At 45.3% G+C, this 14,216-nt stretch carries 10 protein-coding genes, 6 tRNA genes and 1 rRNA gene; all 17 read right to left on the reverse strand.

Annotation, left to right across the window (positions count from 1 at the left end):
• A partial coding sequence (locus FU659_RS32120; RefSeq protein WP_222708697.1) for a DUF5018 domain-containing protein occupies window positions 1-477 on the reverse strand: 477 nt, incomplete at its 3' end.
• Window positions 478-533: 56 nt separating this feature from the next.
• Window positions 534-2,198: an InlB B-repeat-containing protein gene (locus FU659_RS32125; RefSeq protein WP_147951294.1), complete on the reverse strand. Its 1,665-nt coding sequence runs from the start codon at window positions 2,196-2,198 to the stop codon at window positions 534-536.
• A 28-nt stretch (window positions 2,199-2,226) separates the two neighbouring features.
• Window positions 2,227-3,813 carry a GLUG motif-containing protein gene (locus FU659_RS32130; protein WP_187274541.1) on the reverse strand — a complete coding sequence of 529 codons (1,587 nt, stop codon included), beginning with the start codon at window positions 3,811-3,813 and terminating at the stop codon, window positions 2,227-2,229.
• Between the two features lie 221 nt (window positions 3,814-4,034).
• Entirely contained in the window at window positions 4,035-5,183 is a 1,149-nt protein-coding gene (locus FU659_RS32135) for a response regulator (RefSeq protein WP_147951296.1), read from the reverse strand.
• On the reverse strand, window positions 5,158-6,987 hold the full coding sequence (locus tag FU659_RS32140; protein ID WP_147951297.1) for a sensor histidine kinase: 1,830 nt from the start codon (window positions 6,985-6,987) through the stop codon (window positions 5,158-5,160). The genes FU659_RS32135 and FU659_RS32140 overlap by 26 nt, the downstream gene beginning before the upstream one ends.
• 240 nt (window positions 6,988-7,227) lie before the next feature.
• Window positions 7,228-9,111 carry an ABC transporter permease gene (locus FU659_RS32145; protein WP_147951298.1) on the reverse strand — a complete coding sequence of 628 codons (1,884 nt, stop codon included), beginning with the start codon at window positions 9,109-9,111 and terminating at the stop codon, window positions 7,228-7,230.
• Entirely contained in the window at window positions 9,086-9,850 is a 765-nt protein-coding gene (locus FU659_RS32150) for an ABC transporter ATP-binding protein (protein ID WP_147951299.1), read from the reverse strand. The genes FU659_RS32145 and FU659_RS32150 overlap by 26 nt, the downstream gene beginning before the upstream one ends.
• Before the next feature lie 91 nt (window positions 9,851-9,941).
• Window positions 9,942-10,943: a sensor histidine kinase gene (locus tag FU659_RS32155; protein ID WP_147951300.1), complete on the reverse strand. Its 1,002-nt coding sequence runs from the start codon at window positions 10,941-10,943 to the stop codon at window positions 9,942-9,944.
• Window positions 10,943-11,647 carry a response regulator transcription factor gene (locus FU659_RS32160; RefSeq protein ID WP_147951301.1) on the reverse strand — a complete coding sequence of 235 codons (705 nt, stop codon included), beginning with the start codon at window positions 11,645-11,647 and terminating at the stop codon, window positions 10,943-10,945. The genes FU659_RS32155 and FU659_RS32160 overlap by 1 nt, the downstream gene beginning before the upstream one ends.
• Before the next feature lie 157 nt (window positions 11,648-11,804).
• Entirely contained in the window at window positions 11,805-12,437 is a 633-nt protein-coding gene (locus FU659_RS32165) for a spore coat protein (protein WP_147951302.1), read from the reverse strand.
• Between the two features lie 572 nt (window positions 12,438-13,009).
• Window positions 13,010-13,080, reverse strand: a tRNA-Gly gene (locus FU659_RS32170).
• A 219-nt stretch (window positions 13,081-13,299) separates the two neighbouring features.
• Window positions 13,300-13,371: transfer RNA gene (locus FU659_RS32175), tRNA-Gly, on the reverse strand.
• A 132-nt stretch (window positions 13,372-13,503) separates the two neighbouring features.
• Window positions 13,504-13,577 (reverse strand) — tRNA-Trp (locus tag FU659_RS32180).
• Window positions 13,578-13,589: 12 nt separating this feature from the next.
• Window positions 13,590-13,665: transfer RNA gene (locus FU659_RS32185), tRNA-Val, on the reverse strand.
• Between the two features lie 59 nt (window positions 13,666-13,724).
• A tRNA-Glu gene (locus FU659_RS32190) sits at window positions 13,725-13,799 on the reverse strand.
• Between the two features lie 115 nt (window positions 13,800-13,914).
• Window positions 13,915-13,987: transfer RNA gene (locus FU659_RS32195), tRNA-Asn, on the reverse strand.
• 73 nt (window positions 13,988-14,060) lie between these two features.
• Window positions 14,061-14,177, reverse strand: a 5S ribosomal RNA gene (gene rrf, locus FU659_RS32200).
• Window positions 14,178-14,216 lie beyond the last annotated feature (39 nt).

The raw sequence follows: 14,216 nt of genomic DNA on the forward strand, positions 1-14,216 counted from the left end.
GCTTGCAGCTACTGTTACCGTTACCGTCCAGTTCTGCGTACTGCCGTCTTCCGCCTTCACCACATATGTGACTGGGTTCGTGAAATCATTAACGGATGAACCGTTCACTTGGTCCACGGTCCCGACTTTCGCCGAGGCACCTGCAGATAACGTGAACGTGGCAACCAAGCTGCTCAAGCTCGTTCCGTTTGCCACTTGAATCGCTACAGTATGCGTGGTGGTATCTATTACAGCAGGTCCGCTTTGCTGAGCCAAGCTAAATGCTGTAATAGCTTTCGCGTTGCTCCCCGCAACGCTCACAGTAACCGTCCAGTTTTGTATACTTCCGTCCTCTGCTTTCACCACATAGGTTACTGAAGTCGTAAAATTGTTAGCGGTCGTACCGCTCACTTGGTCCACAGAACCAACCTTCGCCGAGGCCCCCGCTGATAAAGTGAACGATGCCGCCAAGTTATTCACATTGGTGCCGTTCGCCACTTGAATTGCTACCGTGTGTGCGATCGCATTAATCGTTGCCGCTCCGGTCTGCTCAGCTAAGCTGAACGCAGTGATGACTTTGCACTATTCGCTGCAACGGTCACGGTGACCGTCCAGTTTTGCGTACTGTTGTCCGCCGCTCTCACCAAGTAGGTGACGGGATTCGTGAAATTGTTAGCGGTCGAGTTGCTCGTCTGACTCTTGGTACCGACTTTCGCAGTTGCTCCTGCAGATAAAGTGAACTTGGCCGTCAAATTCGTCACGTCGGTACCGTACGCCACTTGAATCGCTACGGTGTGCGCGGTCGCATCAATCACGGCAGGTCCTGTTTGTTGAGTGAAGCTATATGCTGTAATGGCTTTCGCACTGCTCGGCGCAACGGTTACGGTAACTGTCCAGTTCTGCGTAGTACCGTCCTCCGCTTTTACTTTATAAACAACCGGATTCGTGAAGTTATTTGTGGTCAATCCGCTCACTTGATCAGTGGTGCCTACCTTCGCGGTGGCTCCTGCCGATAAATTGAATGCAGCCTTCAAGTTGGTTAGACTGGTGCCATTCACCACTTGAATTGCGACTGTGTGAGCGGTCGCATCAATCACGGCTGGACCCGTCTGCTGAGTCAAACTGAATGCCGTAATATCTTTTTCGGTGCCTATCGCAATGGTTACGGTAACCTTCCAGCTTTGCGTAATGCCATTTTCCGCCTTAACAATATAAGTGACCGGGTTCGTAAAATTATTTGCGGTGGTCCCGCTCACCTGATCTACAGTGCCGACCTTCGCCGTGGCTTCTGCAGATAACACAAACGTTGGCACCAACGCATTTACGTTTGTACCGCTCATTACTTCAATCGCTACCGTGTGAGCAATCGTATCAATCACGGCAGAACCGGTTTGCTCAGCCAAGCCGAATGCCATGATATCTTTCGCATCGTTTGCTGTGACACTCACCATGTACGTAGTCTTCGTTGTACCATCCGTCGCCGTTACGATAACCATCTTACCCGTCGCCAAACGGGTAGCTGTGGTTACTCCGTCTTCATCGTAAACTTCAAACGTCGCATCCGTTGCTGGCGTAATCGCGGCCTTGAATGCGGCTAAAGTTGTGCCATAGGGAATGTCCGTGATGCTTTCGCTAGCCGTTCCGCCTGTACTTACGTTTCCGATCGTGGAGGTCAGCGTTGCATTTGAGTTGGGTACAATCCATTTCGCATACAAGGTCGTATTAGCCGCTAAAGCAAATGAATCCCCCGATTTATAGGAAATACCGCTGCCATCTGCCTTCGTATTCCATCCATTGAAAACGTAGCCTGTCTTGATTACATGTATCATACCGGAATAAATACTAGCTTTTATTCCTTGCATGAAGGAACGACTCGTCGGAACAGTTCCACTGGTATGACCATTCCCGTCATAGTCTAAATAAACCTGAATAGCGGACAAATAGGGATACCCATTATTATGCACGGAATCTATCGCCCAAATATTCGAAAAATCCCAAATGTTAGCATTGTCTGCTTCATAAATGCTTTTATTCTGCATCTGCGCAGTAGATTGGCCTACGCCACCGGCCGAGACCAATTGTCCTGTTGTTATTGTGTCGTAGAAGCTGTTGATAGCCTCTCCCCCGCCACCCAGATAACTATCTTGTCTTTCACCAACCAAACCGCCTACATCGATGCTTCCGGTCACTTTCCCTGTTGCGTAACTATTGTTAATCATGCCGCCAGCGTTTGACCGGTCAAACCGCCTACCTTCTCATTGCCCACCACTTGCCCTGAGGCGTAACTATCTTTAATAAATCCATAACGGTTCCAACCACCAAACCGCCTACAATTTCACTATCAGCACTACCGTTCACTTTCCCTGAGGCGTAGCTGCTCTTGACCTCACCACTATCGAAGTTATCGTTAGACCCAACTAAACCGCCTACGTTATATCTTCCACTTACTTCTCCTGTGGCATAACTAAAGCTGATTGTTCCAGCAATGTTGTCGCCAACCAAACCGCCTACTTGAGTACTAAAATCACTTCTGCTCAAATTTACATTCCCCGTAGCATAGCTGTAGCTGATATTTCCATTCGTACTGCCGCCAATCAAGCCGCCAACTTGAAAACTCGAATCACCGCCGTTCACATTCCCTGTGGCATAGCTGCTCTGGATCTTTCCACCTTGGGAGTTATTGTTGCTGCCGACCAAGCCGCCTATGCTATAACTATCATCCGTTCCGCTCACATTTCCTGTGGCGTGGCTACCGCTGATTTCTCCATTGTGGTTTGAAGCAACCAAGCCACCTGCATAGGGACTCCCATAGGCAACAGCAGGATTTGGGAACAAGCTCACATTTCCTGCGGCGTAGCTGTTGGTGATTTTTCCATAAGACGCATTGCCAACCAAGCCACCCGCAGAAAAACTTCCACTCACATCCCCTAAGGCGTAGCTATCGCTGATCGCGCCACCTTTGTTCGAACCAATCAAGCCTCCTATCACTTCACCTCCGCTCACCTTTCCTGAGGAATAGCTATTGCTGATCGTTCCATTTTCGTTGTTTCCAATTAAGCCGCCAGCATTTCTATCCGTACTTGCGACCAAGCTCACATTACCTGAGGCGAAGCTGCTGCTGATCGTTCCATCAGACTTGTAACCAACCAAGCCGCCTACATACTTATTTCCGCTTACAATCCCTGTGGCGTGGCTGTTGCTGATCGTTCCACTATAGGAATCACCAACTAGGCCACCTACATTTTCACTTCCGCTCACATCCACTGAGGCGTAACTATCCTTGACCTCTCCATTGTTGTTGCTGCCAACCAAACCGCCTACACTATAGTCTCCACTTACGCTTCCTGTAGCGAAGCTGTTTTCTATCGTTCCTCCATCGTTCAACCCAACCAAAGCGCTTACTGCATATCCACTGTGAATAGATACATTTTCCAACTTCATATTCGCAATAGAACTTCCATTCCCGATACTGCCAAATAATCCTGCAAAATCGCCATTATGTATCGTTAGCCCCGTTATTTGATATCCGTTACCATCCATGTGGCCTTTAAATGGCGTATTCTGAGAACCTATGGGAACCCAACCCGCTGCTGCATAACTGCTCAAATCAATAGGACCTGTCAGTTTAAAATAAAGGTTCCCATCTAAGTAACTGCCCCTTACCTTATTCAATTGATTGGCCGTTCCAATGAGATACGGTTTGCTGGAAGACCCCTCTCCTGAAAAATCAATTGCCGCAAATACTTTACTACTTCCAACCCCACCAGAGATCGCCCCGAACACGATCATGATCACCACTATCAGACTCAACACTTTATTTCCCAATTTACGCATTCCTCTTCTCCTCTCCATCCGCTTCCTAAAATCGGCTCTGCCGAACATCCCGTGAGATCTCCAGCAACCCGATTGAAGACTTCATCTTGTAGACGGAATTATCACTCTCATAATGTAAGTCTACTGCAGCCCAATAAAAGAATAATGAAAAAATCGGGCCATACATAGAGAAAAACCGCGGAGCATCAAGCCTTCGCGGTTTTGTCGATGGACAAATATATTTATTTTTTCCCTAAAAAACGGCTTACCAACATGTCATATAGTTGTATCAGTTGTTCAGACGGACGAATGCCAAGCTCTCGGCTGAGAAGTCGAACATAGTCGGTATATAGGGCCGTCAATCCTTTTTTGTCCCCGTTCATCTCGCAGATCGTCATAAGATGGCGAATAACCGATTCATCCAATGGATTGCGCTCATTCAGCTTGAGCAGCAGCTTTGACGCGGGGGGCGTTTCCCCCTGCGAAATAAGAGCTGCCGCAAGGTGCTTTACGAACGCGGCGTACAATTCCGCATAACGCTCTGTTTCGTGAATGGCCCATACATACGCCTTATCGCCGTACAGATCGCCCGTATAAAGACGTTCAATTTGGATCGCTCTCTCCATATTCTCGGCGTCAATGACTTGCAGTTTCTCCACTTTCTTTTCAAATTCTACGTAATCGATGACGCACTCCTTTAATTCAAGCGCATAGCCATCGTTCTCCGACCGTACGACCTCGCGCATGCCCAACGTTTCCAAGGACTTACGCAATTGATAGACCGTCGTATTCAGGTAGTTCTCCGCATTAGCTTGGTGCATCCCTCCGAAAATATCAGTAACCAGCCTGGAACGGGGAATTCGCTTACCTCGGTAAAGCAGAAGATAAGCGAACAGCTCTGCGCATTTCCGCGATATCCACTTGATGCGGCCCGTTCCGTTGCTCACGACGACGTCACCCAGCATCGTTAGGACGATGTTACCGGAATCTGCTGATGTCGCAGCCGACAGCGAAGGCGAATGGATGAGCCGCTGATTCGACATAGCCCGATTTACCGTCCGCTGCAGCCGCTCCTGGGAAACGGGCTTGATCAAATAATCCAACACGGACAGTTCGTACGCATCCAAGGCAAATTCCTTATGCGATGTGACGAAAACAACTTGCACCGGAGAATCAGAAGCTTCCATCTCGGCAGCAAACTCCATTCCACTCCCGCCAGGCATAGAGATGTCTACAAAGGCTAGTTCAATATCTTTGTTCTGCCCTAGAAAGGAGGCTGCGGACTTCGTATCCGTAAAGGTACCCGCCACCTGAACACCGGGCACCTTATCCAGCATTTTACGTAGAATCAAATGCATCGTCGGCTCATCGTCTACCAGTATCACTTTCATAAACTCTCTCCTTCATGCCTCCGTCGTCGAAAGATTCCCGCATTCCAGCTGAACCGGGCAAAGTGAATAAAAAGGTCGTTCCAATTCCCGGCTCGCTCTCGAACCAAAGACTGCCGCCATGGATGCGAACGAATTCGCGAGTCAATGCCAGTCCGAATCTTGTATCCCCCAAATCTTCACCGTTAACCATAACTTTTAAAAATGGTTCCTCCAGACGCAGCAGTTCCGCTGTTTGATCGTCAATGCCAATTCCGTTGTCGTGCACAGACACGACGATCCGATCTCCTTCCAGAGCAGCGGCGATCTCAATCGCTCCACCAATCTCAGTAAATTTGATCGCGTTCGAAAGCAAGTTGCGCAGGATAAGATCCAGCATCTCTTTATCAGCTCTAACTGCTAGCCTATCATCGACTCGCTCCGTCATCTGAATTTGTTTCATGCCCGCTTTCGTGCCGGAAAGCAACAACGCCTGACGAACCACCTGCTGCAAATTCCATCCTATCGGATGAAACACGACTTTCCCTTTCTGGCTGCGATACCAATCCAACAAATTTTCCACAAGATGAAAGGTACTTTGCACTTGTCCTTTGAGTTCCCGCACCAATTCGGCATGTTCAAAGTCGGCGGCGGTCAGTTCGTCTCCAAGCAGCTCAGTCAAGCTGACGAGCAGTGCAATCGGATCGCGAATGTCATGGGCCACCACGGTAAACAACTTATCCTTGAATGCGTTTAACTCAGACAATTGCAAGGCATTCTCACGCAGCCTTGCTTCACTTTCCTTCAATTCCGTAATATCGTTGAACATTAATATCTTACCGATCAGAACTCTGCCCGAATCGTAGATGAGCGACAAACTGCAGTTGTAGTATTGGTTTCGGTTCGCATGGAATCTGTGGAACGGGAAGCGTTCATCCCCATCACTTGCAGCGCGGATGCGTTCAAGCAATTCCGGATTGGAGGGCAAAACCTTTCCCATATGGACAGGATAGCTTTTCGTCAAAACAAGTTCGGGAAGCACCTCTTTGGCTGCGCTATTGTAACTGACAATCCGATCCTCATAATCGAACAGGACGACCCCGTCCCGAATCGTTTCAAACACTTTGGCCATGGCAAGAGGAGTTAAGCGAAGTAAATTAAACCGGAGAATGCCCATCACGTAGGCCACACCCGATATGGCGAATCCGAACGGTGTCAAATCAATACTGATACCCGTCCATAAGAACAAATTTAAAACCATGGGTGCGACTGCTCCCAAAAGAAGAACGACAATTTGCTTTCGCACGATCGGCAGAGCCCGCCAATACATAGGGATAAACAATAATATTCCGCACAAAAGAACAAGATAATTATAAATCGTATGCACCTTATACCAAGGTCCCTTAACCGTCGTGTACAAAGGAATTGGAGCGTCCTCATTCAAAATATAGCTCTCATAGACCAGATGATGCCAATCGTTGGTCAAATGGATTAAAAAAACGGCTACAGGGATAATGAAAAGCATGCGAGCGAGCTGCTTCCGATAGCGAGATGCCGTCCCGGTAAATTGGATGACTTGGAAGAACCATAGCGTAGTAACAAATGGAATGCCCAAATATTCAATTTGAAGCGACAGCTTCACTTCATTCAGATTTCGGCTCAACACCTCAAACGCGTAGCCCAGCGCATAACAAGCCGCTGCCAGCATGATGAGAACCATCGTTTTGGCAACAGGCAGATGTCGTTTCCTGTAAGACAAAAAAGAAACGAACAACATCAGTCCCGTTGCGAAAAAAAGTGCTACCGACATCCATTGTCTTGTATCCACGGCTGCGTCTCCCTTGTATCAAATGACTGTCAAACCCTTTGCGCAGTTCGACAAGATTCTATTATTATCTATCAAAAATAGGATATCATCTACTCTATCTATGTGTCCACGGATGCGTCAACTATGCATCACCTTTTCTATCGATTACTACGTAGAAATCCCTAACATAAACAAAGAACGTCCCTATTCCTTCCTCACGGAAGGAACTGGGACGTTTTTTGCCAAAAAAATAACGATACTTTAAATAACAGCTTTAACTTGCTTCGTGTAGAAAAAGCGAACCATGTAAAAGTAGACGACTTGTATGGCGAAAAAGACGCACAGTACAATAGCGGATTCTGTAACCAGGTTATAATTAAACATATGGGATAATGCAGTAAGTGCCACGGCCCCATGGACAAGCGCCACAACAATGGGTGCGAAGAAAAGAATCGCTGTTTGCCTGCTCAGCACCTTTTTTAATTCTTTTTCAGTCAACCCCATTTTGGCAATTGCTTTAAACTTTTGTTTATCTTCATCTAAATCCGTGTAGAGTCGGAAATAAAGAAAGCTTCCAGCCGAAACGAAAAAGACAATTCCGATAAACAATCCAATGAACAATACAGGTCCATAGCTTTTATTTAACTCATATACTTCATAATCAACGGCAGACAGTTCATGCCGTCCAACCTGATTCAATAAAATCTCTCCTGCTTCTATAACGGCCTGCTGCTGGCTTCCTTTCGCCTGCCATACATGGAAATTTTTTTGTTCAACAGAGCTTGGAAGCTGTTCATAGGCATCATCCTTGACGACGTAATAATCATTCATTTCAGTAAAGACATTTGAACTGACAATGACTTTGGGCTGCAGAATGATCCCTGATTGAAGCTTAATAGGTTGGCTCAGCGGTTTATCTTCTTGTTTAATCCCGAATCTTTTTAAATGAACGACTGCCGACTGCCCGTCTTCCAGGTTAATTCTATCTGCTCCAAGTAAAGCTGCAAAACGGTTATAGTCAGATTGCTTAGTGATCAATGTAGGCGTCTTTTGATCGCTTATGCGGAAGTACCTGAGTATCGCTTTAGCCTTCTCTGTCTCAATTTGCTTGCTGCCTAATTGTTCATCGATTAAAGTGACATTCTTCTCTTCCTTTTCCTTACTGCTATTCTTGTCTGGCGTATAGGTTAACGTGTAAGGATTCTGTGATTTCGTTAAATTTGCGGTTAGGGATTGGAATCCATAAAGTGACCCAATGGCGCTAAATGCTACGGTTGAAATAATGGCAACCATGAAAAACGTTCGTGCATTATCCTTCATTCGAAACGAGAGATCAGCAAACAGAAGCATATTGGTTTCCCGCCAGAAGATGGTTTCTCTTTTTTTTAGACTTCGAATCACATAAACACTTAATTGCGTAAACAACAGATAGGTACCTATGATTACCACAATAATAACTGGCAGCATGACAGTGAGTACCAGTGCCCCTTTGGCGATCAAAGCAGTGATGTAACCAATCCCGAGCAGTACAATGGCTGTTATTGTTAAAAAAACAGATGCCTTTGGCTCTCCTTTGGACTTCTTATCTCCTTTAATCAAGTTGATTAACTTTCCGCTGCGTAGAACAAAAGAGACAACAAGGGAAATGAACAGAAACAAAATGGTAAAAGAAACAAAGGTTAGAAGAATTGCCTTCCATGGAAAATAGAAATTCAACTTATTTTCAATAATAAGAACATTTTCAGCTGTTAGCAGGATCCCTTTTGCAAAAACTAATCCAAGAGCAATGCCCCCTATTGTGGCAAAAAATCCGATTAACATGTTCTCACAAAAAACCATCAACCGTATTTGTCTAGAGGACATTCCCAACAGCATCAATAACCCGAACTCTTTCTTGCGAGATTGTAAAAAGGAACTCATCGAATACAAAACGAAAAAGAAGGAAAAAACGTAGATGATTCCTGAAGACACGTTAAGACCAAAGGTTGCTTTGCCATTCACAGATCCTCCGTTCAATGCCGGATGGAAGGCGAAAATAGCAAAAGTGAAAAATACCATCACCATGAACATGCTGCTTAGAAAATATGCCGCATACAGTCTCTTATTGCGTGTAACATTATTAAACGCGAATTGACGAAAGGTCATTAGCATTACCTCCCAACAAAGAGAGTGTATCAATAATCTTTTGGAAGAAAACCTGACGATTATCGCCGCGATGAATTTCAGAATAAAATCTTCCATCCCGGATGAAGACGACTCTATGACAATAGCTGGCTGCTAGAGGATCATGCGTAACGAGCATCATCGTTGTTCGCTCTTTTTGATTGATGGATTCAAGCATTTCCATCACATCCTTTGATGCCTTTGAATCCAGATTTCCTGTCGGTTCATCTGCAAGCAACAGCTTCGGAGAATGAATCATGGCTCTGGCAATTGCCGCTCTCTGCGCTTGTCCGCCAGATATCTCGTACGTACGCTTTTTCATAATATCTGTTATCCCAAGTTTCATAGCAATTTCATTCGCCTTTTGTTTCATCTCGCTGACTTTTTTACCATCTAGCGTTAGAGGCAGGACGATATTTTCTTCAACCGTTAATGTATGAAGTAAATTAAAGTCTTGAAATACAAAACCGAGTTCGCTTCGGCGGAAGCGAGCCAAGTCATTTTTGCTTAATTGATGTGGGTTACTGCCGGCAATTAAGATTTCACCAGTTGTCGGTTCGTCGATTGTTGCTATCATATTCAATAAGGTTGTTTTCCCACTTCCGGAAGGCCCCATGATGCCAACAAATTCACCTGCATCAATATTTAAGTTTATATCTGATAAAGCACGGTAAGCGATTTTCCCTTCATAAATCTTACTTGCTTGCTTCACATTCAACATGACGAAAGCTCCTTCTAATAGTTATCATTCGATCTGTGATTATTGTATCGCTCTCCACCGGATGCAACTATTGATTCTTCTTTCACTTTCCTTACACGGATGTAAGGTTTTGCGATGCCGCGAAAATAATTCGAAACGTCGTACCTTCGTGCACTTCCGAATCAAGTTCTATGCGATGCCCAAGATGATCGGCTGCCTCCTTTGTTAAATAAAGACCCATCCCGGTCGATTCTCTGAATTTACGGCCATTTTCTCCGGTATAAAAAGGGTTGAAAATACGGGTTTTGTCCGTATCTGGGATGCCCACTCCAAAGTCAGTTACTTCCAGTACCGCTTCTTTATCTTTCTCATATAGGGATATGATTAATTTCTTACTTTTCCCTGCTGAATACTTCACCGCATTATTTATAAGTTGTGAAAGCATAAAAAACAACCATTTTTCATCCGTCCCAACGATGATTCCTTCCTTTCTCTCCTGCAGCTGAGGATACACCTGATTACGGATATAATAGCGCTTATTCTCCTGGTTCACTTCATTCACGATTTTGGACAAAACGACAGGTTTGACATGAAAATCCTGTTCAATGGTTCGAAGACGCGCCATATAAAGAATCGTATTTAATCCCGTTTTCATTCGTTCCGTCTCTTCGCGGATATAGGATGAATCCGGTTCATCCAGATTTTCGGCTGTGAGTTCGATGACGGATAAAGGAGTTTTCATTTGGTGCACCCATTGGTCCATAAATTTCAGATGCTCCTCCTGTCGATGCTCTGCCGTTTTGATTTGTTGCTGGTAGTATTTGTACTGACTTCTCAGCAGCTTATTAAAGGCTTCCGATACAGGTGTTTGCTCCGGTTTTTGGAAGGAATCATCCAGTGACTCAAGTGGTTTGCTGAGGCGCTGATAGAAACTACGACGACTATAATATTGATAGAAGAGATAGCATCCAAGAAGGAAAAATCCGAGGAAAATTGCGTACAAAGCCGGTGAAATATGGCGATATCCATCAAGCCAATAAACGCCAAGAATCGTAATGAATTGAATGATCTGTAACAGCAACAATAGCGAATGCTCTTTGAGAAATAGCTTCATTAACTTCCCGCCCTTGTCCATGAAACGTTCAGACGATATCCTGCGCCTCTTACTGTTTCTATCGCATTATCAATGCCTAGTTCAAGAAATTTTTTCCTGACTCGTGTCATGTTCACATTGAGCGTATTTTCATCTACATACGCTTGATCGTCCCATAGCTTTTCAAGTAAATCTTCTCGGCCCGATACGCGCGGATAACGTTCAATCAGGCTTTCGATAATGTCGGCTTCTTTTTTGGTCAATGAGACAACTTTTGTACCGAATAGTAATTCAAGTCTTTCCGGATAAAGCTTAAGCCCGTCTTTTTCCAATATTCGCTCGCCAACCTTCACCGCGTATTCCCCATAAGCACGCCTAAGATGACTGCGAATTTTCGCCAAGACAATTTCAGAATGAAACGGCTTCGTAATAAAATCATCCCCGCCATTTTCCAGCGCCATCACCTGATCCATTTCACCTATTCGCGCTGATATAAATATGACAGGACAAATCGATTGCGTACGGATTTGCCGGCACCAATAATACCCATCATATCGGGGTAAATTGATATCAAGAAGTACAAGATCGGGCCTATGTTTATGAAATTCATCCATCACGTGATCAAAGTCAGCTACTAATGTTACAGTATAACCGTATTTGCTTATGTAAGACTGTATGAGTTCAGCAATTTTAGGATCATCTTCTACGATCATAATAGTTTGCATATCTTTCCCTCCTTGGCATGGTGTATGTATCCGATTATAAAACACTAATGAGATTATCACATCTATGGGATAAAATTCCCTTTCCAACTTGCAATAAAAAATTGTAAGCAAAAAACCAGCAAGATCCAATAGGACCATTGCTGGTTTTGGTTCGCCTCTAATGCAGAGAGGGTCTGTTGTTAGGAGGCATTTGCGGCATACCTTGGGCCGGAACATAAGAGTTAAGCATTTTTTGCATATCCGAAAATTCAAGCCTTGGAACTTGATAGTAAGCATTTCTGTTTTGGTATAAGAAAATTTCATAGGCCATCTCAATAAATTGCTGAACTTGAGAAGCCAGTACGCGACGAACCGCAGGATTCGTGACTTCAACCGATGTCATCGTCAGCAGAGAAGCATGAGATTTAATCAGCCCAAGCATATGTGCGCAAATGCCCGCATCCTTGACCTCAGCCAGCGATTGATTCGGCTTTTTCGGTTGAGTCGGCTTAATGCCATAGATCGGCTGCGATAGATTTCGGATCATATATGTACCCGTTTCATGGCTAGGTTTTTGCCCCGTTGCAAAGCATTCAACCGTTAAATTGTAATGAAACAAGGTAAAATTGTACTGACGGTCCAGAATATCCAGAAGCTCTTGATCCTGAACAAACGGTCTGAACATCATGAATTGGTCCAGTACATTGATTGCACAGTCAAGCACTTCATGTAGGTCAAAGATTTCATGTCCACCATGATTCATGTAGTTCTCGCCTTGCGGGAAATTATTGTACGGTGTTTGGTACTGCATCTCGAATTCTCCTTTGATCAAATAAGTTTGGTAACTTGGATAAGTTGTGCTGATTAGGTCAAAATTATGCATGACACTATAAAAGAATAAGCAAAACCTCCCGGCAAAGCATTAGCCGATAATAACAGAGAGCTTCCTACGCAAGTAAAAGGGTTAACGCATGTTGTGGCTGTTTGGGGAGCACATAACCCCTGTACAATTAAGATTTCAAAATGTAGCGACAATCTCCACCGGATCGGTGATAACTTACTCGTGCTCAAAAAAGATGGTACGGTTTGGACACTGGATCAAGGTACTGTTGTTCAAACAGAAGGATTGTCGGATATCACTGAGGTGGCCTTCCTCAAAAAGGATCATACGGTTTTTTAACAACCGAGGAGATACCAATGGCAAGCTTCTCGCGCACCCTAATGGGAAGGTCGAACCAAGAGGATTCTCTTCTTCAAGAGTACTTCGGCTACGGCACTTTAAAGGGTATAGTTACCGCTTGGATTTGAACTACTTAGATTGTGCGACTGTGAGGCGCACTAAGAAAAGACCACCCGAAGGTGGTCTCATTTGTTTAAGTTGTAAGCGGGCGGCGGGAATCGAACCCGCGCGATCAGCTTGGAAGGCTGAAGTTCTACCATTAAACTACGCCCGCATGTTATGAAATTGATGGTCAGAACGAAACGATTTGAACATGCGACCCTGCTCCCAAAGCAGAGGCTCTACCAAGCTGAGCTACTGGCGCATAGGAAATTAAGATAATTCCGGACCGACTCGGTACGATAGTCACCTATCGCATACCTTACCGAGTTTCGATGGGGGTAAAGCTTTTTGCAGAGCTTGCATTACCACTTGGCTGTAGTGCCAAATTAAAAGCGGAAGACGGGGATCGAACCCGCGACCCTCGCCTTGGCAAGGCGATGCTCTACCGCTGAGCCACTTCCGCAAATAGGATCCTAAGAAAATCTTAATTGTTAGGATATCATCGCTTAGAGGATCTTGAACCCGCGAATGTTGGATCCAAACATTAATGCTTTAACCCCTTTGGCACGATCGCCACAATATGAAGTTACTTTTTTGGCAGGGGCAGCAGGAATTGAACCCACACCAAAGGTTTTGGAGACCTTTGTTCTACCCTTAAACTATGCCCCTAGAAAAAGTAAATGGTGGAGGCTGACGGGATCGAACCGCCGACCCTCTGCTTGTAAGGCAGATGCTCTCCCAGCTGAGCTAAGCCTCCATGGGATAGATGTATTGTGCCCACGCAAAGTGCAATTGCGTCACTTTATATGGATTTGTTGGTGACCCGTAGGGGACTCGAACCCCTGTTACCTCCGTGAAAGGGAGGTGTCTTAACCACTTGACCAACGGGCCTTATATCAGAAATTTACTTGCGGAAAGAGAGATTTAAACCCTCGAGACGCTTGTGACTCCTACACGATATTTCCAATCGTGCTCCTTTGGCCGCTTGGACTTCTCCATGAGGGTACTCCCCGAACAGGACTCGAACCTGTGACAACTCGATTAACAGTCGAGTGCTCTACCAACTGAGCTATCAGGGAATATGGTGGAGCCAAGTGTGATTGAACCTCTGACCTCACTGTGTAGCAAAAAAAATACCCCAAAGGGGTATCTGCTTGGCAACGTTCTACTCTCCCAGAACCCTGCGGTTCAAGTACCATCGACGCTGGAGGGCTTAACGGTCGTGTTCGAGATGGGAACGCGTGGGTCCCCTCCGCCATCATCACCAAACTAAGAGTTTTGCGAAAGCAAAACTTACTTCGAAAGCCT

This window comes from Paenibacillus sp. N3.4 (assembly GCF_008017805.1).
GTDB lineage: Bacteria > Bacillota > Bacilli > Paenibacillales > NBRC-103111 > Paenibacillus_E.

What these genes read in the sequence shown, in the direction of transcription:
- FU659_RS32150 (WP_147951299.1), bottom strand. Translation starts at nt 9,850, where the DNA reads ATGTTGAATGTGAAGCAAGCAAGTAAGATTTATGAAGGGAAAATCGCT.
- FU659_RS32160 (WP_147951301.1), bottom strand. Translation starts at nt 11,647, where the DNA reads ATGCAAACTATTATGATCGTAGAAGATGATCCTAAAATTGCTGAACTC.
- FU659_RS32135 (WP_147951296.1), bottom strand. Translation starts at nt 5,183, where the DNA reads ATGAAAGTGATACTGGTAGACGATGAGCCGACGATGCATTTGATTCTA.
- FU659_RS32130 (WP_187274541.1), bottom strand. Translation starts at nt 3,813, where the DNA reads ATGCGTAAATTGGGAAATAAAGTGTTGAGTCTGATAGTGGTGATCATG.
- FU659_RS32165 (WP_147951302.1), bottom strand. Translation starts at nt 12,437, where the DNA reads ATGCAGTACCAAACACCGTACAATAATTTCCCGCAAGGCGAGAACTAC.
- FU659_RS32125 (WP_147951294.1), bottom strand. Translation starts at nt 2,198, where the DNA reads ATGATTAACAATAGTTACGCAACAGGGAAAGTGACCGGAAGCATCGAT.
- FU659_RS32145 (WP_147951298.1), bottom strand. Translation starts at nt 9,111, where the DNA reads ATGACCTTTCGTCAATTCGCGTTTAATAATGTTACACGCAATAAGAGA.
- FU659_RS32155 (WP_147951300.1), bottom strand. Translation starts at nt 10,943, where the DNA reads ATGAAGCTATTTCTCAAAGAGCATTCGCTATTGTTGCTGTTACAGATC.